The sequence below is a fragment of the Nocardia elegans NBRC 108235 genome, assembly GCF_001612845.1.
Taxonomy (GTDB): Bacteria; Actinomycetota; Actinomycetes; order Mycobacteriales; family Mycobacteriaceae; genus Nocardia; species Nocardia nova.
Genome location: NZ_BDBF01000038.1, coordinates 49335 through 73168, shown reverse-complemented (window position 1 = coordinate 73168; position 23834 = coordinate 49335). Strand labels below are relative to the sequence as shown.

General features: G+C 68.9%; 20 protein-coding genes, 2 tRNA genes and 1 riboswitch. Of the genes, 11 read left to right on the top strand and 11 right to left on the bottom strand.

Annotated features, from left to right (window positions below; all coding sequences use genetic code 11):
• The first annotated feature begins 27 nt into the window (after positions 1-27).
• On the top strand, positions 28-852 hold the full coding sequence (locus tag NE2_RS25015; protein WP_030512699.1) for a phosphoribosylaminoimidazolesuccinocarboxamide synthase: 825 nt from the start codon (positions 28-30) through the stop codon (positions 850-852).
• 69 nt (positions 853-921) lie between these two features.
• Here the strand turns inward: NE2_RS25015 and NE2_RS25010 are convergent, their stop codons facing one another.
• The 3 genes from NE2_RS25010 to NE2_RS25000 all read right to left on the bottom strand — a co-directional run bounded on the left by NE2_RS25010 (position 922) and on the right by NE2_RS25000 (position 3939).
• Positions 922-2208 (bottom strand): RNA polymerase sigma factor, encoded by a 1287-nt coding sequence (locus tag NE2_RS25010; protein ID WP_084494311.1) that lies wholly within the window; start codon positions 2206-2208, stop codon positions 922-924.
• Between the two features lie 11 nt (positions 2209-2219).
• Positions 2220-2621 (bottom strand): YciI family protein, encoded by a 402-nt coding sequence (locus NE2_RS25005; protein ID WP_030512701.1) that lies wholly within the window; start codon positions 2619-2621, stop codon positions 2220-2222.
• Between the two features lie 97 nt (positions 2622-2718).
• Positions 2719-3939 (bottom strand): NAD(P)/FAD-dependent oxidoreductase, encoded by a 1221-nt coding sequence (locus tag NE2_RS25000; RefSeq protein ID WP_063029948.1) that lies wholly within the window; start codon positions 3937-3939, stop codon positions 2719-2721.
• 156 nt (positions 3940-4095) lie between these two features.
• Between NE2_RS25000 and NE2_RS24995 the strand changes: the two genes are divergently transcribed.
• On the top strand, positions 4096-4752 hold the full coding sequence (locus NE2_RS24995) for a mycothiol-dependent nitroreductase Rv2466c family protein (protein ID WP_063029946.1): 657 nt from the start codon (positions 4096-4098) through the stop codon (positions 4750-4752).
• Positions 4753-4798: 46 nt separating this feature from the next.
• Here the strand turns inward: NE2_RS24995 and NE2_RS24990 are convergent, their stop codons facing one another.
• Positions 4799-5866 carry a M48 family metallopeptidase gene (locus NE2_RS24990; RefSeq protein ID WP_063029944.1) on the bottom strand — a complete coding sequence of 356 codons (1068 nt, stop codon included), beginning with the start codon at positions 5864-5866 and terminating at the stop codon, positions 4799-4801.
• 73 nt (positions 5867-5939) lie between these two features.
• Here NE2_RS24990 and NE2_RS24985 point away from each other — a divergent pair, with 73 nt between their 5' ends.
• On the top strand, positions 5940-6410 hold the full coding sequence (locus NE2_RS24985; RefSeq protein ID WP_062962784.1) for a ribose-5-phosphate isomerase: 471 nt from the start codon (positions 5940-5942) through the stop codon (positions 6408-6410).
• Between the two features lie 78 nt (positions 6411-6488).
• Entirely contained in the window at positions 6489-7304 is an 816-nt protein-coding gene (locus NE2_RS24980) for an Fpg/Nei family DNA glycosylase (protein ID WP_063029942.1), read from the top strand.
• Here NE2_RS24980 and NE2_RS24975 read toward each other — a convergent pair.
• The 4 genes from NE2_RS24975 to NE2_RS24960 all read right to left on the bottom strand — a co-directional run bounded on the left by NE2_RS24975 (position 7292) and on the right by NE2_RS24960 (position 11888).
• Positions 7292-8590 carry a glycosyltransferase family 87 protein gene (locus NE2_RS24975; RefSeq protein WP_084494309.1) on the bottom strand — a complete coding sequence of 433 codons (1299 nt, stop codon included), beginning with the start codon at positions 8588-8590 and terminating at the stop codon, positions 7292-7294. The genes NE2_RS24980 and NE2_RS24975 overlap by 13 nt on opposite strands.
• Positions 8587-9915 (bottom strand): phosphatase PAP2 family protein, encoded by a 1329-nt coding sequence (locus tag NE2_RS24970; RefSeq protein ID WP_063029940.1) that lies wholly within the window; start codon positions 9913-9915, stop codon positions 8587-8589. The genes NE2_RS24975 and NE2_RS24970 overlap by 4 nt, the downstream gene beginning before the upstream one ends.
• 53 nt (positions 9916-9968) lie before the next feature.
• Positions 9969-10790 (bottom strand): hypothetical protein, encoded by an 822-nt coding sequence (locus tag NE2_RS24965; RefSeq protein ID WP_084494317.1) that lies wholly within the window; start codon positions 10788-10790, stop codon positions 9969-9971.
• Between the two features lie 93 nt (positions 10791-10883).
• A complete protein-coding gene (locus NE2_RS24960; protein ID WP_063029936.1) occupies positions 10884-11888 on the bottom strand; it encodes a GGDEF domain-containing protein in 1005 nt (334 codons plus the stop codon).
• Between the two features lie 777 nt (positions 11889-12665).
• Here NE2_RS24960 and NE2_RS24955 point away from each other — a divergent pair.
• From NE2_RS24955 to NE2_RS24945, 3 genes are all read left to right on the top strand, one after another.
• A tRNA-Gly gene (locus NE2_RS24955) sits at positions 12666-12736 on the top strand.
• Positions 12737-12815: 79 nt separating this feature from the next.
• Positions 12816-12892, top strand: a tRNA-Pro gene (locus tag NE2_RS24950).
• Positions 12893-12934: 42 nt separating this feature from the next.
• A riboswitch (guanidine-III (ykkC-III) riboswitch) is annotated at positions 12935-13001 on the top strand.
• 17 nt (positions 13002-13018) lie between these two features.
• The gene (locus tag NE2_RS24945; protein ID WP_063029934.1) at positions 13019-13333 is read left to right on the top strand and encodes a DMT family transporter; all 315 of its coding nucleotides are present in this window, start codon (positions 13019-13021) and stop codon (positions 13331-13333) included.
• Positions 13334-13434: 101 nt separating this feature from the next.
• Here NE2_RS24945 and NE2_RS24940 read toward each other — a convergent pair whose 3' ends face one another.
• Positions 13435-15144 (bottom strand): DEAD/DEAH box helicase, encoded by a 1710-nt coding sequence (locus NE2_RS24940; RefSeq protein WP_084494308.1) that lies wholly within the window; start codon positions 15142-15144, stop codon positions 13435-13437.
• Positions 15145-15493: 349 nt separating this feature from the next.
• Here NE2_RS24940 and NE2_RS24935 point away from each other — a divergent pair, with 349 nt between their 5' ends.
• Both NE2_RS24935 and NE2_RS24930 read left to right on the top strand, forming a co-directional pair.
• A complete protein-coding gene (locus NE2_RS24935) occupies positions 15494-17578 on the top strand; it encodes a glycosyltransferase family 39 protein (RefSeq protein ID WP_084494307.1) in 2085 nt (694 codons plus the stop codon).
• Positions 17579-17647: 69 nt separating this feature from the next.
• Complete coding sequence (locus NE2_RS24930) at positions 17648-18133, top strand: NUDIX hydrolase (RefSeq protein ID WP_063029930.1); 486 nt, start codon at positions 17648-17650, stop codon at positions 18131-18133.
• Positions 18134-18136: 3 nt separating this feature from the next.
• On the opposite strand, the gene NE2_RS24925 is transcribed toward NE2_RS24930, so the two are convergent.
• Positions 18137-18727 (bottom strand): condensation domain-containing protein, encoded by a 591-nt coding sequence (locus NE2_RS24925; RefSeq protein WP_063029928.1) that lies wholly within the window; start codon positions 18725-18727, stop codon positions 18137-18139.
• 99 nt (positions 18728-18826) lie between these two features.
• Complete coding sequence (locus NE2_RS24920) at positions 18827-21322, bottom strand: phosphoketolase family protein (RefSeq protein WP_373862283.1); 2496 nt, start codon at positions 21320-21322, stop codon at positions 18827-18829.
• Between the two features lie 110 nt (positions 21323-21432).
• Here NE2_RS24920 and NE2_RS24915 point away from each other — a divergent pair, with 110 nt between their 5' ends.
• Both NE2_RS24915 and tig read left to right on the top strand, forming a co-directional pair.
• Positions 21433-22020, top strand: coding sequence for an FKBP-type peptidyl-prolyl cis-trans isomerase (locus tag NE2_RS24915; RefSeq protein ID WP_063029926.1), 588 nt, complete (start codon positions 21433-21435; stop codon positions 22018-22020).
• A 285-nt stretch (positions 22021-22305) separates the two neighbouring features.
• Complete coding sequence (gene tig / locus NE2_RS24910) at positions 22306-23673, top strand: trigger factor (protein ID WP_063029969.1); 1368 nt, start codon at positions 22306-22308, stop codon at positions 23671-23673.
• Positions 23674-23834: the final 161 nt, after the last annotated feature.

The following is a 23834-nucleotide window of genomic DNA, read 5'->3' as shown; positions in this document are numbered from 1 at the left end:
CGGCGGACAGCGAAGCGAGGAGGGCCGGTGAAGCACATCCACGCCGGTAAGGTGCGCGATCTCTACGAGGACGGGGAATCGCTGATTCTGGTCGCCTCCGATCGGGTCTCGGTCTACGACGTGGTGCTGCCGACGCCGATTCCGGACAAGGGCGCGCTGCTCACCCAGTTGTCGAACTGGTGGTTCGACTACTTCTCCGATGTGCCCAACCACGTGCTCTCGACCACCGACGTGCCCGACGAATTCGCCGGGCGGGCGGTGCGCGTGCGACCGCTGAAGATGGTGCAGGTGGAGTGCATCGCCCGCGGCTACCTGGTCGGCTCCGGCCTGCAGGAGTACCGCCGCACCGGCGCGGTCTCCGGGGTGGCGCTGCCCGGCGGGCTGCGTGAGGGCGACAAACTTCCCGAGCCGATCTTCACTCCCACCACCAAGGCGTCCGCGGGACACGACGAGCCCATCACCTTCGACGATGTGGTGAATCAGGAGGGTCGCGAGGTCGCCGAGAAACTCCGCGACCTGACCCTGCAGATCTACACCCGCGGCGCGGAGCACGCCGCGGGGCGCGGGGTGATCATCGCCGACACCAAGGTCGAATTCGGCTGGGACGGTGATGTTCTCACTCTCGGTGACGAGGTCCTGACCTCCGATTCGTCGCGGTTCTGGCCGGCCGACGAATGGGAGCCCGGCCGGGCGCAGCGCTCGTTCGACAAGCAGTTCGTCCGCGACTGGGCGACCTCCACCGGCTGGGACAAGGAGCCGCCCGGCCCGGAGATTCCCGCCGATGTCGTGGCCGTGACCCGCGAGAAGTACATGGATGCCTATCAGCGCATCACGGGCAACACCTGGTCGTGAGATCGGTCGCCTCGTGTTCGGAACCGGTTGCGTCGCATCGGTTTTCGATGATCGGCGGGCGCCCGCAGGCTACGATGCGCGCAGCTCGGCCGCGCGCAGCATGAGGTAGTCGCGCTCGGGCATACTCGTGGTCAGGTGAGCCGCTGCCGTATAGGACTCGATCGCCGCCGGGCGGTCACCCGCCATCTCGTGCAGGTGTCCCCGTACCGCCTCGAGTCGATGGCTGCCTCGCAGGCGATCCGCCAGCGCGTTCGCCGACTCCAGTCCGGCGGCGGGCCCGTGCACCATGGCCACCGCCACGGCGCGGTTCAGGCTCACCATCGGATTGTCCGACAGCCGCTCGAAGACGTTGTACAGCAGCAGAATTCGCTCCCAGTCGGTCTCCTCGGCGCTCGGCGCCCGGGTATGCAGTGCGGCGATCGCGGCCTGGACACGATACGGACCGCCCAATCCCGCCTCGACCGCCGTCGTCGCCAGCCGCATCCCCTCCCGGGCACGTTCGCGGTCCCAGCGGGTGCGGTCCTGTTCGGCCAGCGGAATCAATTCACCGCTGGGGCCCAGGCGTGCCGCGCGGCGGGCGTCGGTGAGCAGCATCAGCGCGAGCAGTCCCGTGACCTCCGGATCGTCCGGGAGCAGCCGCTGGACCTTGCGGGCCAAGCGGATAGCCTCCGCCGCGAGATCGGTGCGGTACAACCGGGAGCCGCCGGTCGCGGTATGCCCCTCGGTGAACATCACGTACAGCACATGCAGGACCGGCCCGAGCCGCGGCCCCCATTCTTCCGGGGCCCCAGCGGACTCGGCGAACGGGCGCGGCAGTGCGGCGAGCCGCTTCTTGGCGCGTGAAATACGCTGGGCCATAGTGGTTTCCGGCAGCAGGAACGCCCGGGCTATCTCCTCGGTGGTGAGACCGCCCACCGCGCGCAGCGTCACCGCGATCGCACTGGCGGGCGACAATGCGGGGTGGCAGCACAGCAGCAGCAACGTCAATGTGTCATCGGCGGCCGGATCGGTCTCCGCGGGTGGCACGTCCTGCAGGGCGACCGTCGTCTCGCGAGTGCGGCGTGCGATCTCCGCGCGCACCGAGTCGATCAATCGCCGCTGCGCGACCTGGAGCAGCCATGCCCGCGGATTGTCCGGGTAGCCCTTGTCCGGCCACTGGGTGACCGCGGCGAGCATCGCTTCCTGCACCGCGTCCTCGGCCGCATCGAAATCGCCGTATCGGTGCACCAGAATTCCCAGCACGACCGGTGCGACCTCACGCAGGAGCAGCGCGACCTCCTGTGCGGACTCGACGCGCTGCGCATCGCGTTCCGACGGCTGCCAGACAGGGACGGCCGGTACCTGTGATCCGGGCATGGCTCGGCGGCTCAGGCCTCGGTCGCCGGGGCGTCCATCACCGCGCGCACCTCGATGTATTCACCGATGGGTGTGCCGCCCGGGCCCGGTGCGGCCGATGCCTGCGCGGCGATCTCCAATGCCCGATCGGCGCTGTCCACATCGACGATCCAGTAGCCGGCCAGGAATTCCTTGGTCTCCGGGAACGGACCGTCGGTGACCACCGGCGCGGACCGCCCGTCGGCGCTGACGATGCGGGCCTGATCCGGAAACGCCAGGCCCTGGGCGTCGACCAGCTCACCCGATTCGCGCAGAGCCGCACCGAGCGCACGCTGGAATTCGATATGGGCCGCGATGTCCTCCGGCGGCCATTCGCCGATCGGAGTATCGCAGTGCGCGGCGGGGCGGTAGGTCTTGAGCAGCATGTACTTCACGATGATCTCCTCGGCTCGCCGGCGCGCCACCGCGGCGCGCTCACGATCGGGTCGGAGCCGGCCGCGACTCCTCGACCCACCTCGGCTGTGACTGTGGTCACAATGTGGTGCTCGTGTCGGCCAGAGCCTCCGGATTCACCGGTTCGCCGCCGAGGATCAGTTCCTTGATCCGATCGGTGACGTCCCAGACGTTGACGTTCATCCCCGCCAGCACGCGATTGCCCTGATCCAGCCAGAAGGCGACGAATTCGCGGCTCGCGGTGTCGCCGCGCACCACGACGGACGTGGTCGCGCCCGGCGCGACGAAACCGGTGTACTCCATGCCGAGGTCGTACTGGTCGGTGAAGAAGTACGGCAGCCGATCGTAGGTCGCGGGCCGGTCGAGCATCGTCAGCGCCGCCACGGCCGGTTGATTGAGGGCGGTGGCCCAGTGTTCGACCCGCACCCGCTGCCCGAGCACCGGATGCTGCTGGTCGGCGATATCGCCCACCGCGACGATATCGGGATCGCTGCTGGCCAGGCTCTCGTCCACCAGCACGCCGCCCTCGACCGCGAGACCCGCGTCGGCGGCCAGTTCGATATTCGGCCGGGCGCCGACCGCGATCAGCACCGCATCGGCGTCCACGACCGTGTCGTCGGCGAGCCGGACGCCGGTGGCCTTCCCGTCGGCGGTCACGATCTCGGCGGCCTTCACGCCGCAGCGCAGGTCGACGCCGTGCGCGCGGTGCAACTCGCCGAAGACCGCGCCCATCTCCTCGCCGAGCGCGCCCTGCAGCGGGACCGCGCCGACCTCCAGGACGGTCACCTCGAGACCTGCGGTGCGCGCGGCCGCGGTGACCTCCAGGCCGATCCAGCCCGCGCCGATGACGACCAGCCGCCGCGCCGAGCCGAACAGTGAGATCAGCGCATCGGACTGCCCGATCGTGCGCAACATGTGCACGCCCTCGGCATCGGCGCCGGGAATCGGCAATCGGCGCGAGCGCGAGCCGGTGGCGAGGGCGAGTTTGTCGTAGGGCCGGGTCGAACCGTCCGGCAGCGCAACCGTTTTCGACGAGCGGTCGATGGCCGTCACGGTGGTGCCGAGCAGCAGTTCGACCTCGTGATCGCGATACCACTGCTCGGTGTGCACGGTGAAATCGGCGAGCGATTTCTTGCCGAGCAGATGTTCCTTCGACAGTGGCGGCCGCTCGTAGGGTAGCTGCGCCTCCTCGCCGATCAACGTGATGGCGCCGTCGAAATCGTTGTCGCGCAACGACTCCGCCAGCTTCGCGGCGGCCAGACCGCCACCGACGATGACGAACCTGGAATCTGTGGGCATTGGGGAAAACCTCCGGGCAGCGGGCAACCAGGGTCGCATCCGACCCTACTGTGCGATCCCGCGGCGATCGGGAAATATCGCCAACTTCGCGGCGTTGACCAATGCTGAGGGCGGGTGGCGTGCGGCCTCCCCACTGCTTCTTCGAAGGGACGAAATGTGAGCGATCAGACGACCACCGCCGGTTCCAGGGACCGCGTCGATTTCTGGTTCGATCCGCTGTGCCCGTGGTGCTGGATCACCTCGCGCTGGATTCTGGAGGTCGGGAAGGTCCGCGATATCGACACGCACTTCCACGTCATGAGCCTGGCCGTGCTCAACGAGGGCCGAGAGGACCTTCCCGAGCGCTACGTCGAGATGATGAAATCGGCGTGGGGGCCGGTCCGGGTGGCCATCGCCGCGGCCGAGCAGCACGGTGAGAAGGTGCTCTCACCGCTGTACACCGCGATGGGCACCCGCATCCACAATCGCCGGGAGGAGTACGAGCGCGAGAACCAGGCCGACAGCCTGGCCGCGGTCGTCGCCGACGCTCTCGCCGAGGTGGGGCTGCCCGCCGAACTGGCCGAGGCCGCCACGAGCACCGACTACGACGAGGCGCTTCGCAAGAGCCACCACGCCGGCATGGACAAGGTCGGGCCGGATGTCGGCACGCCGACCATCCACATCAACAACACCGCCTTCTTCGGCCCGGTGCTGTCGCGGATCCCGCGCGGCGAGGAGGCGGGGAAGGTGTGGGACGGGGCGGTCGCCCTGGCGTCCTACCCGCACTTCTTCGAGCTCAAGCGGACCCGCACCGAGGACCCGCAGTTCGACTAGTGCATCGACGGCACGGGGCGACGCGCGCCCCGTACCGGGCGCACGGCTACCGCGGCGGCAGCCCCGGAACTTCGCCGTATCCGGGGTAGCTGCCCGTCTGGACGGGCGGTCCGGCCGGTGGCATCGGATGCGGCGGGGCCGCCGGCGGACGGCTCGGCCGCAGGAACATCCGCCCGTGCCGGCTGCGGTCGCGCAGCGCCCACATCCGCCAGGTCAGCACCGGATGCGAGGACATGGCGTTGACCATCCAGACGAAGAACCCCTTGTCCTGTGGCGCGCGGTCGGCCATCTCGTCGAAATCGACCAGCGAGTTCAGGTATTTGCCGCCCGCAAGGGTTTTCATCGCGCCCGGGGCGCCGAGATGGCGGTTGCAGAAACCGTGATTGTCGGCGGTGTACTCCTGCGCGCGAATCAGCGAGTTGCCGATGATCGGCAGGAACGGCACGAGGAACATGCCCAGCTGGCGCCAGTAGGACACATGGCCGGCCGCGATATGTCCGACCTCGTGGCCGATGATGAAGGCCAGCGCGTCGGGGTCACGAGCCTGACCGCCGATCTCGAACAGATCGCTGTAGACGACCACGTAGCGGCGGAATCCGTGTCCCGAGGCGAAGGCGTTGATCTGCCCGTTGCCCAGCACCACGTAGGCATCCGGGACGGTCGCCATGCCGAAGCGCGCGGCCGCCTCGACCACCATCCGGTATCCCTCCGGGAACTGGGTGGGCGACATCTTCACGGCATTGAGCCGCTGCATCGAATAATTGGTGCCGCGGCCGAACCACAGCAGCAGCGGCGCGAGGATCAGCAGCAGGACGTAATAGTTCACCGCACCGACGAGCAGGAACAGCAGCGCGATCAGATATCCGCTGACGGTGGCCAGAATCACGACGATCAGCAGCGGGATCTCCCAGCTGTGCCGGGCCGGCATACCCCACGGGGACAGTCCCCGCGTCGGTTGGTACGGAGGGATGTGCGGCGGCGAAAACGCTTGCTGCGGACCCCATCCCGGCGGTCCCAGCCGAGGATCCCACCCCGCCATACCGGTCGCCGGATTCCACCCCGGTCCGCGCCCCTGCTGTGGTGACTGATCGGCCCACTGATCTTCGGACTGCATGGGCTGAACTCTATAGAGGATCGGGAAACGACCCCATGTGGAGCGAAACCACCCACCTGACAGAATCTCAGCCATGCGCGTATACCTGGGTGCCGACCATGCCGGCTTCGAATTGAAGAACCAAGTGAAGGATCATCTGACGCAGGCCGGTCACGACGTGGTCGACTGCGGAGCCCACGAGTACGACGCCGTCGACGACTACCCGGCCTTCTGCATCGACGCCGCACGCCGCGTCGTCGCCGACCCGGGCAGCCTCGGCATCGTGTTCGGTGGCAGCGGTAACGGTGAGCAGATCGCCGCGAACAAGGTTCCCGGCGCGCGTTGTGCGCTGGCCTGGAGCGTGGAGACCGCGAAACTGGCTCGTGAGCACAACAATGCGCAGCTCATGGGAATCGGCGGCCGGATGCACAGCACCGAGGAGGCCTTCGCGATCATCGATGCGTTCCTGGCGACGCCGTGGTCGGACGAGGCGCGGCATCAGCGGCGCATCGACATCATCGCCGAATACGAGAAGACCGGTCAGCCGCCGGCGGTGCAGAGCTAGCAGGTACCGAACCGGGCCGGGCGGCGCCGTCCGGCGCGCCCGGCCGCGGGCCGGTGGGAGTGGAACGGGATTCGGTCGATGCCTGAGGGGCATACGCTGCATCGCCTGGCGAAGCTGCATCAGCAGCGCTTCGCGGGCGGTGTCGTGCGGGTATCCAGTCCGCAGGGGCGCTTCGCCGACGGTGCCGCCCTGGTCGACGGAGCCACGCTGACCAAGGCCGAGGCGTGGGGTAAACACCTTCTGCACCATTACGATTCGGGCCTGGTGGTCCATGTGCACCTCGGTCTCTACGGCACCTTCACCGAATCGCCCGCGCCCCTGAGCGACCCGGTCGGCCAGGTGCGGATGCGGATGATCGGCGCCGGGAAGTCGGCGAATACGCTGTACGGGACCGATCTGCGCGGGCCGACCGCGTGCGAGGTCCTGCACGGACCTGAAGTCGAGGTCCTCACCGCCCGGCTCGGGCCGGATCCGCTGCGGCGCGATGCCGATCCGGATCGGGCGGCGCAGCGGATCCGCCGCTCGAACCGGTCGATCGCCGCGCTGCTGATGGATCAGTCGGTGGTGGCGGGGGTGGGCAATGTCTACCGCGCGGAAGTGCTCTTCCGGCACGGCATGTTACCGCAGCGCCCCGGCCGCGCGATCACGGCCGGGGAGTGGGAGGCGCTGTGGGCGGACCTGGTCGCGCTGATGAAGGTCGGCGTGCGCCGGGGCGCCATTGTGGTGGTGCGCCCCGAACACGACCGCGGCGCGCCGTCCTATGCGGCCGGCAAACCCCGCACCTACGTCTATCGGCGTGCCGGAGAGCCCTGCCGGATCTGTGGAACCACCGTCGCCCATGCCGTGCTCGAGGGGCGAAACCTGTTCTGGTGCCCCACCTGTCAGCCGGACTGAGCAGCCGGTACAGCCGGGGCGCGGCGCCGGAGCAGACGCGTGAGCGCGAGTCCGAGCATCGCGACGGCGACGAGAACGTAGGTATTGCCCAGCAGGTGCTGCCACCAATTCCAGTCGAGCTCCCGGTCGCCGCCGCCCGGCACCAGCACCTGTCCGATCAGGAACGGGGCGGTGACGGCGGCGATCGCGCCGGCCACCGCCGCCGCGGATCTGCTCGCGGACCACAGGGCGGCGGTCACCAGTGCGGGCGCCACCCAGACCCAGTGATGGGTCCACGAGACCGGCGAAACCAGTAGCAGCACTGCGGCATTCAGCAGCAGGGCCGCGACCGAGAATTTCGTGATCGCGGGGGCATTCCCGGATGCGAGCGGGCCGGTGTCGGCGGTGCGCTCGGCGCGCAGGAGCAGGTGCATCGCGACCGCGCCGGCGGCGACGACGGCGAGGCCGAGTCCGAGCCAAACCGCCACGGCCGCGGATTCGGGCAGGCCGAGTCGATAGATCATGCCCTTGAGGGACTGGTTTCCGGCGTAGTAGGGCGCGCCGATGCGCCCGGTTTCGACGATCGCGTGCAGCCAGTACTGCGTGGACGTCCGCGGGAACAGCACGAATCCGGCGAGCACCACTCCCGCGGCGGTCGCCACCGCCGTTCCCGCCGCTTTCCAGTCCCGGCGGATCAGCAGATACAGCACGAAGGCCGCCGGAGTCAGTTTCGTGACGGTCGCGATGCCGATCAGCACGCCTCGGGGCCAGCGGGGTTTCACGGTCAGGCAGTCCAGCGCCACCGCGGCCATCAGGATGATGTTGATCTGCCCGAACCACAGCGTCGTGTGCACCGGTTCGAGCGCCGCCATCGCGATGACGACGGGGGTGGTCAGGGTTGCTTTCGAACGGGGGCTGAGATCGGGCCGGATCCGGGAGAGCACGAGCCAGACGGTCACCGACAGACATGCGAGCGAACTGGCCGTCACCGCGATCTCCGCCAGCCAGAGCGGCATCACGGCGAGCGGCGCCATCAGTACCGCCGCCGACGGGGGATAGGTGAACGGCAGGTCGGTATGGCCGGCCACCGGGAGCGGCGGACCGTACAGTGCGCCGCGGTGCAACCAGGCCAGGGTGTCGACCCGATAGACCTGCAGATCGAGGAAACCGTGCAGCGCCGAGATGAGCAGGGCGGCCGACACCGAGAGCAGAATTCCGATCACGATCGGAATGCGGGGGAAATATCTCGTGTCGTCCGAATGCTGGTGGCGGAGCAGCTGGCGCCGCTCCGTCCGCACCGTGATCATGAAGCTGAGACCGACCTTTCGATGTTCGCCGTTCGGCGCTCGGGCGCGGCGAACCACGTCGTGTAGAAGAGGGAGATCACGGCGGCCAGTGCGGCCAGGACGGCGAGTCCGGACGGCAGCGGGTGGGCGGCGATGGTCTCCGCGAGGAAACGATAGGACAGCAGCAGCCCCGCGAAAACCCCGGCGCCGAGCGTCACCATCCGGATCCGGTGGCCGTCCCAGCCGCGTTCGGGGTCGCGCAGTGCGGATTCCACGGTCAGGCACAGGACCGCCCCCGCCACGAGATCGCAGCCGTAGTGGTAGCCGAAGCCCAGCGTCGCCAGTAGCGTGCACACCAGCCACACCGCCCCGCCCCAGCGCAGCCACCGCGGCCCGGAGCGGGAATGAACGAACAACGCTGTGGCCCAAGCGGTGTGCATCGACGGCATGCAGTTGCGAGCGGTGCCGGAATCGAAGAGCATCGGCGCCGGGGTGCCGGATATCGCCGGCACCGTATGCGGCCAGTCGCCGATCTGCAGGCCGTGGCCCAGCGGACCGTAGGCGAACACCGGGCCGACCACGGGAAACAGCACGTAGACGAGCGGCCCGACGATGCCCAGTGCCAGGAATGTGAGCAGCAGGTTGTGTCGCGGCCACGGCTTCGTCGTCACGTGGCGCAGCTGCCAGACCGCGACCACCACGGCCGCCGCCGGCAATTGGATGTACACCGCGTGCAACACATTCGACGGAATCGGGCCCGCGGCGTCGAGCATGCTGCCCACCACCCACGCCGGATCTCCCAGTGCCCGATCGGCATACTGCACGTACTGATCCAGTACGCGGGGACCGGCGGAAATGCTCACCAGCAGCCAGGTATCGGCGAGCTTCGAGGCCATGATCAGCAACGCGCCGAAGGCGATGGCGCGCAGGGCGATCCGCCGTGGCCGGCCATGCCACCGGGCGACGGTCAGCGCCAGGGCGGTCAAGGCGAGCGTGGGTCCGGTTCCGATCGAAAGGTGCCAGCCGCACAGGGCTTGCACGCCGAGTACCAGCAGGTCCAGCACCGCCGCCGAGGCGAGGCTGACGACCCGGATGCGCGCGGGCACACCGACACAGGCAAGGCCCAGCCCCGCCCAGGAGACGAACGCCGACTGCGGATCGGCCGCGTAATCGGCGAGGAGACTACGAAAGGGCCCGAGGGCGCCGTGGTCGGATGCCCACACCTGGGCGATGGTGAGCAGGGCCACAGCGGCGGCGAATGCGGCAGCGGCCCGTAGTCGGGGCTTTTTCCCGCCCCCGGATAACGACGACGAGGGAACTACCCTCGCCTCGTGGTCGATCAACACTGAAGATCGATAACACAACGTAAACGGAGGCGCAACTTCCGGTTACTGGAAAGCTAAAAACCTCCGTCGAATCCGCCGAAGTCGCCCCCGTCGAAGCCACCACCGCCGTCGAAGAAGCCGCCCCCATCGAAGCCACCACCGTCGTACCCGCCGCCCTGGTCGTAGCCGCCGCCGTCGTATCCGGCGGTGTCGTATCCGCCCTGGTCACCGCCGTCGAAGCCTTGCCCGGGATCCTGACCGGCGTCCTGCCCCGCGTCGAATCCGGCGTCATACCCTGCGCCGTAACCGTTTTCGAAGCCGGCCGCTCCGTAACCGACGCCGTGCATGCCGCCGAACAGCGCGTCGAACAGCAGCACCGAGCCCACGCCCCAGGCGCCGGCCACCAGTGCGGTCTTCCACCACGGCTCGGAGTACCAGCCGGCCGGCACCGGACGACCGGCGACCCGGCCGCCCGGGTAGTAGTTCGGAGTTTGCGGGGAGGGTGTGGGCGACGCCTCGATGCGGCGGCCGTCGAAGTCGACGGTGCGGTCCTCGGTGACGCGTCCGGCGGACCGCTGGCCGTCCAGTTCGGGGACCGGTGGGCCGGGGTCGAGATTCATCGCGGTCCGCGCCGCGCGCACGTAGTACAGGCCCTCGATCGCGGTTTCCTTGGCCAGCCGTGCCTGGGTGACGGTGGCGGCCTGATCGATCTGCGAGCCGGCGGCGTTGAGCCGTTCACCCGCATCCGCGAGCGCCTGCTTGGAGGCCTGATCGGTGCCCGTGAGGTTGTAGACCTGGCCGCCGAGGCGTTCGATCAACCGGCGGGCGTCGGCCTTCGCGTCGGCGAGTTGGTTGTTCTCCCGGGTGCGTTGGTTCGAACGCCCCGTGACCGCCATCGCGACGAACGCGATCAGCACGACGACCAGAAGAATCAGCAGGAGCCACACATCGACCAGAGTACCCGTCGACGGTTTGCCCGAGGCTTGCTCTCAGCCTGCGACGGCCGCGTCGTAGCCGAGTCGGGCGGCGCCGTAACCGCCCGGCTCGCCGTCGGAATCGCCGAGTTCGGAGAGTGCGAACTGCCGCTTGCCGGCCGTCTTGGCCGAGTACATCGCCCGGTCCGCGCTGCGCAGCAGATCTGAGAAGTCGCACGGACGTCCGGGCGGGGAGAACGCCGTGCCGACGCTCGCCGACACCGGCACCGGCCCGGCATCGGTCGGCACCGGATCGTGCAGGGCGGTCAGCACGCGCATCGCCACCTCGGCGAGCGTATTGCGGCGGGCGGGCAGGGCGATGACGAATTCGTCGCCGCCGTAGCGGCATACGACCGTTTCGTCCGGGCAGGCCGCCCGCAGCCGCCGCGAGATCTCGACCAGCACCTCGTCGCCGACGGAATGGCCGTAGCCGTCGTTGATCTGCTTGAAGTCGTCCAGATCGAGCAGCAGCAGGCCGACGCCGCGGGTGTGGTCGGTGGCCATCAGCCGCACCCGCTCCTGCAGCAGGGAGCGGTTGGCGAGGTCGGTCAGCGCGTCGTGCGTCGCCTCGTGCCGCAGCCGGTCCTGCAGCGCGGCGATCTCCTGCACTCGCACCGAAACCGCCGCCGTCAGATTTCGCTCCTGCTGGGCCAGGGCGCGCTGCTGCAGGGCCTCGGCATAGCTGTCGATGGCATGGCTGGCCACGAACGGCCACCGGGTCGCCACCAGGGAGCCGGAATCACCCGGCGCGAAGCCCAGCAGCGCTCTGGTGGCAGGAGCGAGCATGCGGGTGCGGTCGAGGGGCGCCTCGGCCAGCCGACGCCCGATCGCGCGGGCGGCGGATACCGGAAACGGTTCGGACTGTGCAAGATTCAACAATTCGTCGACGATGGCCGCGAACACCTGCTCGAGGTGTTCGGGACCGACTGTCAGCCCGCTGCCGGGATAGACGGCACGAACCCAGTCCCGTGTCGTCGCCGCGACGATGGCGGCGGTCTGCGTGTCGAGTTCGGCAGGCATCGCCGATCACCTCGCGCAGACGTCGTCGACGCCGGCGCTCCGGCCGGTCACGCCCTCCGGAACGCGCTCACTGCTTCGCGGTCGAGTACACCTTCGGCGCACGCTCACCGCCCCCTTTCCAGATACCCCCGTCCGGCAAAAAGGATCCTAGCAAGCCACTCGGCACCGAAAAACGCTGTTTTACAACCTGTTCCGATACGTCGCGAATGGCGATCGGCAGTGTGATCGACGCCGGGCCTGCGGCGTTACACCTTGCCCCAGCGTGTCGCGCCCGGTGTGTTGGCGCCGACGTTCACCCGCGGGTGGGCGGGTCTTCGCGAATCGTTCTTATCGCAGGCCAGAGCCCTCGACATCGCACCGGCTCGAGCGGCGGCGGCGAGTCGCTGGTGACGAGTATCACAGGGGGCCGGCGAGGTTCGGCCGTGGAGTGAGCATTCGATGCTCCGCCTGCGCGAGGGGTCGCTGCGGCATCGCGTTGTGCCCAGGTGTGGGAACGGGTGGCGGCGGATGGGTGCGCCCGACCGCCGGTGGTGACCATGCCTTCGGCGGTGACGGCGGTCGTGCCGCGAATCGATCGGAAAGCGCCACCTCGACCGATCGACGCGGTTGCTGTGCAGTCGCTGTGGGTCGGCTGTGGAGGGAGTCGGGAGCGCCGGTGCGCAGTCCGGCGGACGCGCCGTGCGAAAACCGGGTGTGCGATTGGCATTCCGGAAGTGAAGTTCGGTACAGTCCTACACGCAGACGACATCGTGGCGATCCCATTGGTGTCGTATGCCTGCGGGTGTAGTTCAATGGTAGAACCTCAGCCTTCCAAGCTGATGGTGCGGGTTCGATTCCCGTCACCCGCTCCGATGAGGGGATTGTCGGCAATCCCCGGCCGCCGGATCCCGTCCATCGGGAGGCGCCAGCGGAGCCGCTGGACGGAAACGGGATGTAGCGCAGCTTGGTAGCGCATCCGCTTTGGGAGCGGAGGGTCGCAGGTTCAAATCCTGTCATCCCGACCACGGACGACCGGGAATTTTCGCCCGGTCGTTGGCGCTGGAATTGGGAGGTCGCGTTCTGCGGCCGACCGGACGATCGCAACCGTACCCGGGCCCGACAAGACGGTATTTCCGAAGGGAATGCCGCCTATGGCCTGGATCGTCTTGGTGCTGTCCGGAGTCTTCGAGGCCGTCTGGGCCACCGCGCTGGGGAAATCACAGGGCTTCACCCGCATCGTGCCGTCGCTCGTCTTCGCGGCCGCGCTGGTGGCCTCGATGTCGGGTCTCGCCTATGCGATGCGCACCCTGCCCGTGGGCACCTCCTACGCGGTGTGGGTAGGCATCGGGGCCGCGCTCACCGTGCTGTACGCGATGGTCACCGGGACCGAACAGGCGTCGCTGGTGAAGATCGCTCTGCTGCTGTTGATCGTTGCGAGCGTGGTGGGATTGAAGCTGACCGGATAGCCGGTGGGGGTTCACCGAACACGCCGGCGGCGTCCCGGCCGCGACGTTCACCCGGATGGGTGAGCGCTCGCCTGCCGAGACCGCCGGTCGGTGGAAGTTCCTTATCGATTGCCGCGCGCCGGCCGCGGTGATCCGGCCGAACGAGCATGCGCCTGAGCGCGTTTCGTTCCGCCGGTCGAGCGGGCGGACGAGCCGCGCTCGGTCCGGCCGGTGGCCGCCGCCGTGCGTTCACGCACGGGTTTGCCACCTGTGCGGGCGGGCACGTCGGCGGTGCCGCGGTGTCCGCGGCCCGTGCGCGCGCCCGCGCGTCCGTTGTCCGATGCGGCCGGGCGCTCGCCGGCGGTGGTGCGCCGATTTCGCGCCGCCGTGGTTCGGCCGCCGGCCGCGGTATCCGTGGTGGCCGTCGTCATTCGGTCGCCGTCGTGCCCGGATCGGTGACGTCCGGCTGCCGTGCGGCCCGCGGATACCGTCGCGGCGCTGTGGTTCGCCGATTCGCGGCGTTCGCTCCGCGCCGCCGGGCCGCGGCTCCGCCTCGGCTTGCGAGACGGGCTGTCGGTGCCCGAGGCGGGACGGCGTGAATTCTGTTCGGCGCGGCCGGTTTTCGAGGCGGTGGGAGCCACCGGCGCGGCGACCGGGCCGACCAGTGCGGTGACCTGGGCGGAATCCGGACGCACCTGTTGCGGGCGGACGTCGAGTCCGGCCTTGCGCAGCAGGACCGCGACGTCCTTGCGCTGTTCCGGCAGCATGATCGTCACCACGTCGCCGGTGCTGCCGGCGCGGGCGGTGCGCCCGGAGCGGTGCAGGTAGGCCTTGTGTTCGGCGGGCGGATCGACGTGCACGACGAGTTCGACGTCGTCGACGTGGACGCCGCGGGCGGCGATATCGGTCGCGACCAGCACGCGTGTGGTGCCGTCGGCGAAGGCCGCCAGATTGCGGTCGCGCGCGACCTGCGACAGATTGCCGTGCAGATCGGCGGCCGGAATTCCGGCGGTGGTGAGCTGCTTGGCCAGCCGTCGCGCGTGATGTTTGGTGCGCATGAACAGGATTCGCCGTCCGGTTCCGGAGGCGAGGGTGTGAACCAGTGCGCGCTTGGCCTCGCTGTCGCCGATCTCGAAGACGTGGTGGGTCATCGCGGGCACCGGCGAGTGGGCCTCGTCGACCGTGTGCGACAACGGGTTTCGCAGGAAGCGCTGCACCAGCTTGTTCACCCCGTTGTCCAGGGTTGCGGAGAACAGCATCCGCTGACCGTCGGCCGGGGTCGCGGCGAGGATTCGGGTGACACCGGGCAGGAAGCCGAGATCGGCCATGTGGTCGGCCTCGTCCAACACGGTGATCCGCACCTCGTCCAGGGCGACCAGGCGCTGTTTGATCAGATCCTCCAGGCGGCCCGGGCAGGCGACGACGATATCCGCGCCCGAACGCAATTCGCGGACCTGCCGGGCCTGCGGCACGCCACCGAACACCGTCACCACCCGCAAGTCGCACGCATCGGTCAGCGGTTCGAGAGTCGCCGCGATCTGAGTGGCGAGCTCGCGGGTCGGCGCCAGCACCAGACCCGCGGGGCGGCCCGGGAGGCGCCGGTGACCGAGCCGGTGCAGCCGGTCGACCATGGGAATCGAGAAGGCGAGGGTCTTACCGCTGCCGGTACGCCCGCGAGCGAGCACATCCCGGCCGGCCAGCGTGTCCGGAAGCGTCGCGGCCTGAATCGGCAACGGTGCGCTGAAACCCTGCGCGGCCAGCGCGCGCAACAGCGGCGCGCCGACGCCGAGAGTGTCGAAGGTGGCGGCAGGGCTCGATGAACGAGTCGTCATGAGTAGTCGTGGTGCCTTTCGAGCAGCAGAGGTGAACCGCAGCGGCGCTGGGTTGGCAGCGGAGCTGCGGTTGCAGCGACGCTGAGCTTCGTGGCCCGCACGAAGGCTGACCGCTGGGTGGCCGACGCGAAGAGTAGACATCCACGACGGAGGGAGTACGAGTAACCGATACTCCCCGTTGAGCCTATCCCGTCGGGGCCGTTTCTCCCCCATCGCGCGAGGGTGACGGTTCTCTCCTCGACAACCGGTGTGGATGACCGGGCGGCGGGGGACATCACTGGGCGGGTTCACAGGGTTCTCCCAGCGGCGTCCCAGCGCAGCGGGGGCACGGCCGACCATCATGGCAGCCATGACCGAAACTGCTATCGCGCCCGGCCGCCCCGCGGACGGGGTGGCGACGCCCGGCCGGGGCGGCACCCGGAGCCTGCCGTGGGAGTACCTGGGACTCGCCGCGCTGCTGGGCGGCACCGCGATCGCCTATCTGTGGAATCTGAGCGCGAACGGCTGGGCCAACTCCTTCTATGCCGCCGCGGTGCAGTCCGGGGCGAAATCGTGGAAGGCGTTCTTCTTCGGTTCCTCGGACTGGGGCAATTCGATCACCGTCGACAAGACGCCGGCGTCGTTGTGGCCGATGGAGATCTCGGCCCGACTCTTCGGGATGAACAGCTGGAGCATGCTGATCCCGCAGGTGGTGATCGCTGTCGCCGCGGTCGCCCTGCTCTGGTCGACGCTACGCCGGACCTTCGGCCCCGGCGCCGGGTTGCTCGGCGGGCTCGCGCTGGCGGTGACGCCGGTGGCCACGCTGATGTTCCGCTACAACAACCCGGACGCGCTGCTGGTTCTGCTGATGATCGCCGCCGTATGGGCGATGACGCGTGCGCTGGAGGACGGCCGGTGGCGCTGGCTGCTGCTGTGCGGCGGCTTCGTCGGACTCGGATTCCTGGCCAAGCAGTTGCAGGTGCTGCTGGTCGTGCCCGCCCTGGCGCTGACCTATCTGTTCGCCGGGCCGCCCCGGCTGGGTAAGCGCCTGCTGCAGCTGCTGGCCGCCGGAGCCGCGGTGGTGGTCGGCGCCGGCTGGTGGGTGCTGGTCGCGCAGTTGTGGCCGGCCGATTCACGGCCGTACTTCGGTGGTTCGAAGCACAATTCGATCATCGAGCTGACCCTCGGCTACAACGGACTGCAGCGACTCGGGGTGGATTCCGGCGGTGGGTTCGGCGGTCCGCCCGGACCCGGCGGCCGCGGCCACGGACCGTCGTTCGGTTCGGAGGCCGGGATCACGCGACTGTTCAGCGAGACGGTCGGCGGTCAGATCGCCTGGTTGATTCCGGCAGCGCTGATCCTGTGCGTCGCGGCTGTCGTGCTGTGCGGCAACGCGTCCCGCACCGATACCCGGCGCGCCGCACTGCTGCTGTGGGGCGGCTGGGCGCTGGTCACCGCCCTGGTGTTCAGCTTCATGAAGGGAATCTTCCACCAGTACTACACCGTCGCCCTGGCACCCGGTATCGCCGGCGCGGCCGCGATCGGGGCGGTGGTGCTGTGGCGGCAGCGCGATCGACTCGGCGTCCGCGTCGTGCTGGCCGCGGCTACCGCGCTGACCACGGTCACCGCGGTGATCGTGCTCGATCGCACTCCGGATTTCGTGCCGTGGTTGCGGTGGATCGTCGGCGTGGCGGGCGCGGTCGCGACCGTCGCGCTGGTGATACCGCAGCCGCGCCGGACGGCCACCTGGACGGCCGTTCTCGCGGTGCTCGTCGCGATCGCCGCACCGGTGGCCTATTCGATCCAGACCGTCGCCTCCGCCCACAACGGCGGCATCGTCCTCGCCGGACCGAAGACCAGCGGTGGCTTCGGATTCGGTTTCGGACCGGGCGGCCCAGCAGGCGCGTGCGGTCCCGCTGGGCCGGACGGATGTGCCCCGGCGGGGCCCAGCGGCGGGCCGGCGGACGACGGCTCTGATTCGGCCGGCGATAACCGATCTCCCGCACAACCGGGCCGGACGTCGCGGCCGGGCGACCCGGCGGCCGACGGACCCGGTGCCACGGAACGGGGTGCCGCCGATCGTCCGGCCGGTCCCGGCATGGGGCAGCGGACGAATCAGCAGCTGATCGATCTGCTGAAGAACAACGGCGCCGGCTACACGTGGGCGGCCGCGGCCATCAGCTCGATGGGTGCCGCGGACCTGCAGCTCGATTCGGGCTACGCGGTCATGCCGATCGGCGGTTTCGGGGGCGGCGATCCGTCCCCGACCCTCGATCGGTTCCGTGCCGATGTCGCAGAGGGGCGGATCCACTACTTCGTCGGTTCCGAGCGCAGCGGCCCCGGATCGGGTGCGACGTCGGAGGCGAGCCGGATCGCCCAGTGGGTGGAGAGTACCTACGCGGCCACCGATGTCGGCGGCACCAAGGTGTACGACCTGACGGCGCCGCCCCGGTAATCCGGGCGGCACAGGGCGGTGGCGGCCCTGTGCCGCCACCGCCCCGGTCCGGTACGGCAGACTGCGACCATGGCCACGGCGTCGAAATACAGTGCGGGCGTTCTGCTGTTCCGGCAGGCCCCGCGGCTGCAGGTCCTGCTCGGACATATGGGTGGTCCGTACTGGGCGCGCAAGGATGCCGGCGCCTGGTCGGTGCCGAAGGGGGAGTACGAACCGGATTCCGAGGATGCCCGGACCGCTGCGGCGCGGGAGTTCACCGAGGAACTGGGCCTGCCCGTGCCCGAGGGCGAGTGGATCGCGCTGGGGGAGTCGCAGTACGGCAGCGGTCGCTCCCGCAAGCAGGTCACCGTGTGGGCCGTGGCCGGCGACCTGGATCCGGAGCAGGTGGTCCCCGGCACCTTCGAGATGCAGTGGCCGCCGAGATCCGGTCGGATGCAGACGTTCCCGGAGATCGATCGGGTCGAATGGCTCGAACCGGAACTCGCTCGCGAGAAGATCGTCGCCGGTCAGCGGCCGTTTCTGGACCGGCTCACCGAGGTACTCGCCGTCGGCTGAGGTTCAGCGGTAGGTGTCCGCGAAGCGCTCGCCGCCGGCTTCGATGAGCCGCACGCCCTGGAGTTCGTGGACGGTCAGCCGATGCGCGGGTCGCCCCGTGTCCCAGGCCGGGATGAGATTACGGCGGCGGGCGGCGTAGGCGGTCATGAGATCGCGCGCCAGCCGGGCCGGCGATACGCGGTCGACCGCGGCCCGCCGCAGAATCACCACCAGCAAATGTTGCGGAATCTCCTCGACGTCGCCGAGCGGCCGGAAAGTTCTCGCCCGCACCGGAACCGACAGTGGCGCCGCCGTTTCCGTCTCCACGAATTCGGTGATCGCCGCCGATAATTCGGCCGCGGGCACCGGCGTCGGCACCAGTCGCGGCAACACCGCGGTGGTCGCGGACAAAACTCGGGGCGCGGCACTCGAGCCGGGCATCGGATATACGGTCCGCAACTGTTCGTGGCGTGCGATCAGATCGGCGAAGGCGTCGCGCAATCCGACGGCATAGAGATAACCCGTGAAATGCAGGGTGAACGATGCCGTGCCCGCGGGCGTCGGATCGACAGGCGGCACGGCGGGGACCACCGCGGGGGTAGAGCGCAGTTCCATGCGGTATTTCCGTTCCTCGTTCGCACCCCCGTCCCGGCGGGCACATGCGGAGCCTAACTCCGAACGGCCGCCCGCGCTGTTCGACGGGTACGACGAGGGTTATCGGCCGTACGGCCAGCGCCAGTCGGCCACCTCCGGAATATCGGCGCCGTGCTCGCGCGTCCAGATGCGCGCGGCCAACCGGGCGTCGGCCATTTCCTGGCGCAGGCCGGCCGCCTGGGTGCCCAGCCCCGGAACCCGGTCGATCACGTCCATCACCAGGTGATAGCGGTCGAGGTCGTTGAGCATCACCATGTCGAACGGAGTCGTGGTGGTGCCCTTCTCCTTGTATCCGCGCACGTGCAACTCGGAGTGGTTGGTGCGCCGATAGGTGAGCCGGTGGATCAGCCAGGGATAGCCGTGGAAGGCGAAGATGATCGGCCGATCCCGGGTGAACAGGGTGTCGAATTCGCGATCGGGCAGGCCGTGCGGATGTTCGTCCGCCGGCAGCAGCCGCATCAGATCGACCACGTTCACCACGCGAATGCGCAACTGCGGCAGCCGTTCTCGCAGAATGGCGGCGGCCGCCAGCGTCTCCAGAGTCGGTACGTCACCGGCGCAGGCCAGCACCACGTCGGGTGTCGTGCCCGACTCGTCGTTGTGGCCGGCCCATTCCCAGATTCCGGCGCCGCGGGCACAATGCAGCCTCGCCTCTTCGATCGACAGCCAATCCGCCTGCGGCTGTTTGCCGGCCACCACCACGTTCACGTAATGGCGGGAGCGCAGGCAATGGTCGTAGGTCGACAGCAGCGTATTGGCGTCCGGCGGCAGATAGACGCGCACGATCGACGGCTGCTTGTTCATCACCACATCGAGGAAACCCGGGTCCTGATGGGTGAATCCGTTGTGATCCTGCCGCCACACATGAGAGGTCAGCAGATAATTGAGGCTCGGAATGGGTCGGCGCCACGGCACCGCGCCACTGGCGTCCAGCCATTTCGCGTGCTGGTTGAACATCGCGTCGACGATGTGGATGAACGCCTCGTAACAGGTGAAGACGCCGTGCCGTCCGGTGAGCAGATATCCCTCCAGCAGGCCCTGGCACATATGTTCCGAGAGCACCTCGATCACGCGGCCGCGGCGGTCCAATTTCACGTCGAATTCACCGATTTCGGCCTGCCAATTGCGGCCGGTGACGGTGAGCACGTCCTGAAGCCGGTTACTGGCCAATTCGTCGGGTGCGAAGATCAGGAAATTGTCGCGATTGGCGTCGGTGACATCGCGCAGCCAGGTGCCCAGCACCTGGGTGGCCTCGTGCGAGGTGGCGCCCGGCGCGGGAACCTCGACGCCGTAGCGGCGCCAGTCGGGTAGTCGCAGATCCTGCATCGTGGCGCCGCCGTTGGCCACCGGATTGGCGCTCATCCGCCGCGGCCCCGGGGGAACCTGGCGCAGCAACTGTGGATACGGCCGGCCGTCCTCGTCGAAGAGTTCCGCGGGGCGATACGACTGCAGCCACTGCCCGAGCACGCGGCGGTGATCGTCGTCGGAACGCGCGGCCGGGAGCGGGACCTGATGGGCGCGGAAGGTGCCCTCGACGCGGTCGCCGTCGACCACCGGCGGGCACGTCCAGCCCTTCGGCGTGCGCAGCACGATCATCGGCCAGCGGGGACGCGTGCCGTCGGCGCTCTCGCGTGCGGCGCGCTGGAATTCGGCGATGCGGTCCAGGCTGCGATCCAGCGCCGCGGCCATCGCCTGGTGAACGGCCGCCGGGTCGTGCCCGGCGACGATGATCGGGTCGTAGCCGTAACCGTGCAGCAGCGAGAGCAGTTCGGCTTCCGGAATGCGGGCCAGCAGGGTCGGATTCGCGATCTTGTATTCGTTGAGCGCCAGAATCGGCAGTACCGCGCCGTCGCGCGCCGGATTGAGGAATTTGTTCGCGTGCCAGCTGGTCGCCAGCGGCCCGGTTTCGGCCTCGCCGTCGCCGACCACGCAGAACACGGTCAGGTCGGGGTGATCGAGCGCGGCGCCGTAGGCGTGCAACAGGGAGTAGCCGAGTTCGCCGCCCTCGTGGAAGGAGCCCGGCGTCTCCGGCGCGCAGTGGCTGGGTACGCCGCCGGGATAGGAGAACTGCGCGAACAGCGCGCCCATTCCTGTCGCGTCGCGCGAAATATTGCTGTACAGCTCGGAATACGTGCCTTCCAGCCAGGCACATGCGTTGGGTCCGGGGCCGCCGTGGCCGGGTCCGGCGACGAAGACCGCGTCCAGATCGCGGGCCCGGATCGCCCGATTGGCATGTGCCCACACCAGATTCAGTCCCGGCACGGTTCCGAAGTGCCCCAGCAGCCGCGGTTTGATGTGCTCGGCCGTCAGCGGGGTGCGCAGCAGGGGATTGTCCGTCAGATAGATCTGGCCCACCGCGAGATAGTTCGCCGCGCGCCACCACGCGTCCAGATCGGTGAGTTCGTCCGGTGACAGTGGGCCGGGAACCTCGGCCAGCCGATACGGCTCGGGCGCGATCGTGGCGCCACCACTGCCGCCGATATTGTCGGCCGCCGTATCGGCTCCGGTCGGATCGGTGGCCGGGACCCGTCCTTCCGAACTCGCCAAGTCGGTCACGATCGTGCTCCTCACACTGGGGTGTTCGCTAACCGCTTCGGATGGAGACTCGAGGCCAGGCTACCGGGCCCACCGCGAGAGCGCCGTGCGCACCGATTAGGGTGCCGCGCATGCAGACTTTGGCCAGGATCATCGGCTCGGCCGCCGTCGCGGTGGCCGCGGTCGCCCTCACCGCCTGCGGGGGCAACGACAACAACTCGGCGAACCCGTCGACCACCGCGCCCGGCACCCCGGCCCCGGCCGCGACCTCGGCCGCCGCGGCTCCGACGGCGAGCCACGGCCGCGAATGCACCGCCGACGACATCGGCGTCACCGGTGGCTTCGGCCAGGCGCCGACCATCACCATTCCCGACAACTGCGATCCGCCGAAGCAACTGGTCACCAAGGATCTCGTCGAGGGCACCGGCCCGGCGGCGGCGAGCGGCCAGCCGGTGGAGATGAACTACTCGCTGGTCACCTGGTCGGACAAGAAGAAGCTGGACAGTTCCTTCGATCGCGGCCAGACCTTCCCGCTCACCCTCGGCACCGGTGAGGTCATCCAGGGCTGGGACCAGGGTCTGATCGGCATCAAACAGGGCGGCCGCCGCCTGCTGATCATCCCGCCGGACCTCGGCTACGGCCAGGGCGGGCAGGGCGTGAAGCCGAACGAGACCCTGGTGTTCGTCACCGACGCGGTCAAGGTCGGCGGGGCATCGTAGGATTGCGAGGTTGTCCGAAACCGGACAACGGGTTTCGCACGTACATCGGTAACTCACCGGGTACGCCCAGGACGTTTTCCGCACCCGACGTAAGCCCGGGCAGGGACGCTTCCGGCTCCCAACGGCACGCAGAGGCCCGGGGAGGCGGCGCTGCTACCCTGATCGGGATGCGATTTCGGGGGAAACGACGCCGTCGTCACACGGCACCCGAACATCGTCGCCGGCGGATCACACCTCCGTCCGGCGGCCACACAGACCAGTGAACAACGAACAAGGAGCATGTCCGTGAAGAGCACCGTCGAGCAGCTGAGCCCGACCCGGGTCCGCATCAATGTCGAGGTGCCCTTCGAGGAGCTGAAGCCGGACTTCGACAAGGCGTACCGGGCGCTGGCGCAGCAGGTTCGCATTCCCGGCTTCCGCCCGGGCAAGGCCCCGGCCAAGCTGCTCGAGGCCCGCCTCGGTCGCGGCGCCATCCTGGAGCAGGTCGTCAACGACGCGCTGCCGGCGCGTTACAGCGAGGCCGTCACCGCCTCCGAGGTGAAGGTGCTCGGCCAGCCGGAAATCGAGATCACCAAGATCGAGGACGGCGACGAACTGGCCTTCACCGCCGAGGTCGACGTCCGTCCCGAGATCGCGCTGCCCGACTTCGAGAGCATCGAGGTCACCGTCGATCCGCTGAGCATCGGCGACGAGGACATCGAGCAGCAGCTGCTGTCGCTGCGCCAGCGCTTCGGCACCCTGAAGAGCGTCGAGCGCGCCGTGCAGGAGGGTGATTTCGTCTCCATCGATCTGTCGGCCACCGTGGACGGCGAAGAGGTCTCCGAGGCGACCACCTCCGGGCTGTCGCACGAGGTCGGTTCCGGCCAGCTGATCGAGGGCCTCGACGACACCCTCGTCGGCCTGAAGGCGGAGGAGTCCAAGGACTTCACCTCCACCCTGGTGGCCGGCGAGCACGCCGGTAAGGAAGCCGTCATCACCGTGAAGGTGAACTCGGTCAAGGAGCGCGAGCTGCCCGAGGCCGACGACGAATTCGCCCAGATGGCAAGCGAATTCGACACCATCGACGAGCTGAAGGAAGACCTGCGCAAGCGGGTCGAGCAGAGCAAGAAGGTGCAGCAGGCCGGCGAGATCCGGGACAAGGTGCTCGAGGCGCTGCTGGACAAGACCGAGGTGCCGCTGCCCGAGGCCGCGGTGCAGGCCGAGGTCGACGCCGTGCTGCACGACGCGGTGCACGGCTTCGACCACGACGAGGCGAAGTTCGCCGAGGCGCTCGAGGCCCAGGGCAGCACCCGCGAGGAGTTCGACAAGGACTCCAAGGAGGCCGCCGAGAAGTCGGTGAAGACCCAGCTGCTGCTGGACGCGGTCGCCGAAGCCGAGAACACCGAGGTCGGCCAGCAGGAGCTGACCGAGCGGATCCTGTTCCAGTCGCAGCGCTACGGCATGGCGCCGGAACAGTTCATCCAGCAGATCCAGCAGGCCGGGCAGCTCGGCGCGATCTTCGCCGACGTGCGCCGCGGTAAGGCGCTGGCCGGCGTGGTGATCAAGGCCAAGGTCACCGACACCGAGGGCAACACGGTCGACACCGCCGAGATGTTCGGTGAGCCCGCCGAGGCGGTGTCCGATTCCGAGGGCGCCGAGAACGCCGCCGAGTAGCCATCGGCGACATATGAGTCAGCTGTAAGCGAAGCAAGGCGGTACCGGGAGTTCGGTGCCGCCTTGTTTCGTTAGTGTTTGTGTCAACCGAATCAGGCCGCGGTCGAGCGTCGGGGACGGAGGCGGTAGCTTGCGTAACCACGAAGGGCCCCGGAAGACCG

Excerpts from the sequence above, each read along its gene's own strand:
- NE2_RS24980 (WP_063029942.1), top strand. The coding sequence starts at position 6,489 with ATGCCTGAGGGGCATACGCTGCATCGCCTGGCGAAGCTGCATCAGCAG.
- NE2_RS24945 (WP_063029934.1), top strand. The coding sequence starts at position 13,019 with ATGGCCTGGATCGTCTTGGTGCTGTCCGGAGTCTTCGAGGCCGTCTGG.
- NE2_RS24990 (WP_063029944.1), bottom strand. The coding sequence starts at position 5,866 with ATGCAGTCCGAAGATCAGTGGGCCGATCAGTCACCACAGCAGGGGCGC.
- NE2_RS24940 (WP_084494308.1), bottom strand. The coding sequence starts at position 15,144 with ATGACGACTCGTTCATCGAGCCCTGCCGCCACCTTCGACACTCTCGGC.
- NE2_RS25000 (WP_063029948.1), bottom strand. The coding sequence starts at position 3,939 with ATGCCCACAGATTCCAGGTTCGTCATCGTCGGTGGCGGTCTGGCCGCC.
- NE2_RS24925 (WP_063029928.1), bottom strand. The coding sequence starts at position 18,727 with ATGGAACTGCGCTCTACCCCCGCGGTGGTCCCCGCCGTGCCGCCTGTC.
- NE2_RS24915 (WP_063029926.1), top strand. The coding sequence starts at position 21,433 with ATGCAGACTTTGGCCAGGATCATCGGCTCGGCCGCCGTCGCGGTGGCC.
- NE2_RS24935 (WP_084494307.1), top strand. The coding sequence starts at position 15,494 with ATGACCGAAACTGCTATCGCGCCCGGCCGCCCCGCGGACGGGGTGGCG.
- NE2_RS24985 (WP_062962784.1), top strand. The coding sequence starts at position 5,940 with ATGCGCGTATACCTGGGTGCCGACCATGCCGGCTTCGAATTGAAGAAC.
- NE2_RS25010 (WP_084494311.1), bottom strand. The coding sequence starts at position 2,208 with ATGCCCGGATCACAGGTACCGGCCGTCCCTGTCTGGCAGCCGTCGGAA.
- NE2_RS24975 (WP_084494309.1), bottom strand. The coding sequence starts at position 8,590 with ATGATCACGGTGCGGACGGAGCGGCGCCAGCTGCTCCGCCACCAGCAT.
- NE2_RS24965 (WP_084494317.1), bottom strand. The coding sequence starts at position 10,790 with ATGGCGGTCACGGGGCGTTCGAACCAACGCACCCGGGAGAACAACCAA.
- NE2_RS24960 (WP_063029936.1), bottom strand. The coding sequence starts at position 11,888 with ATGCCTGCCGAACTCGACACGCAGACCGCCGCCATCGTCGCGGCGACG.
- NE2_RS24930 (WP_063029930.1), top strand. The coding sequence starts at position 17,648 with ATGGCCACGGCGTCGAAATACAGTGCGGGCGTTCTGCTGTTCCGGCAG.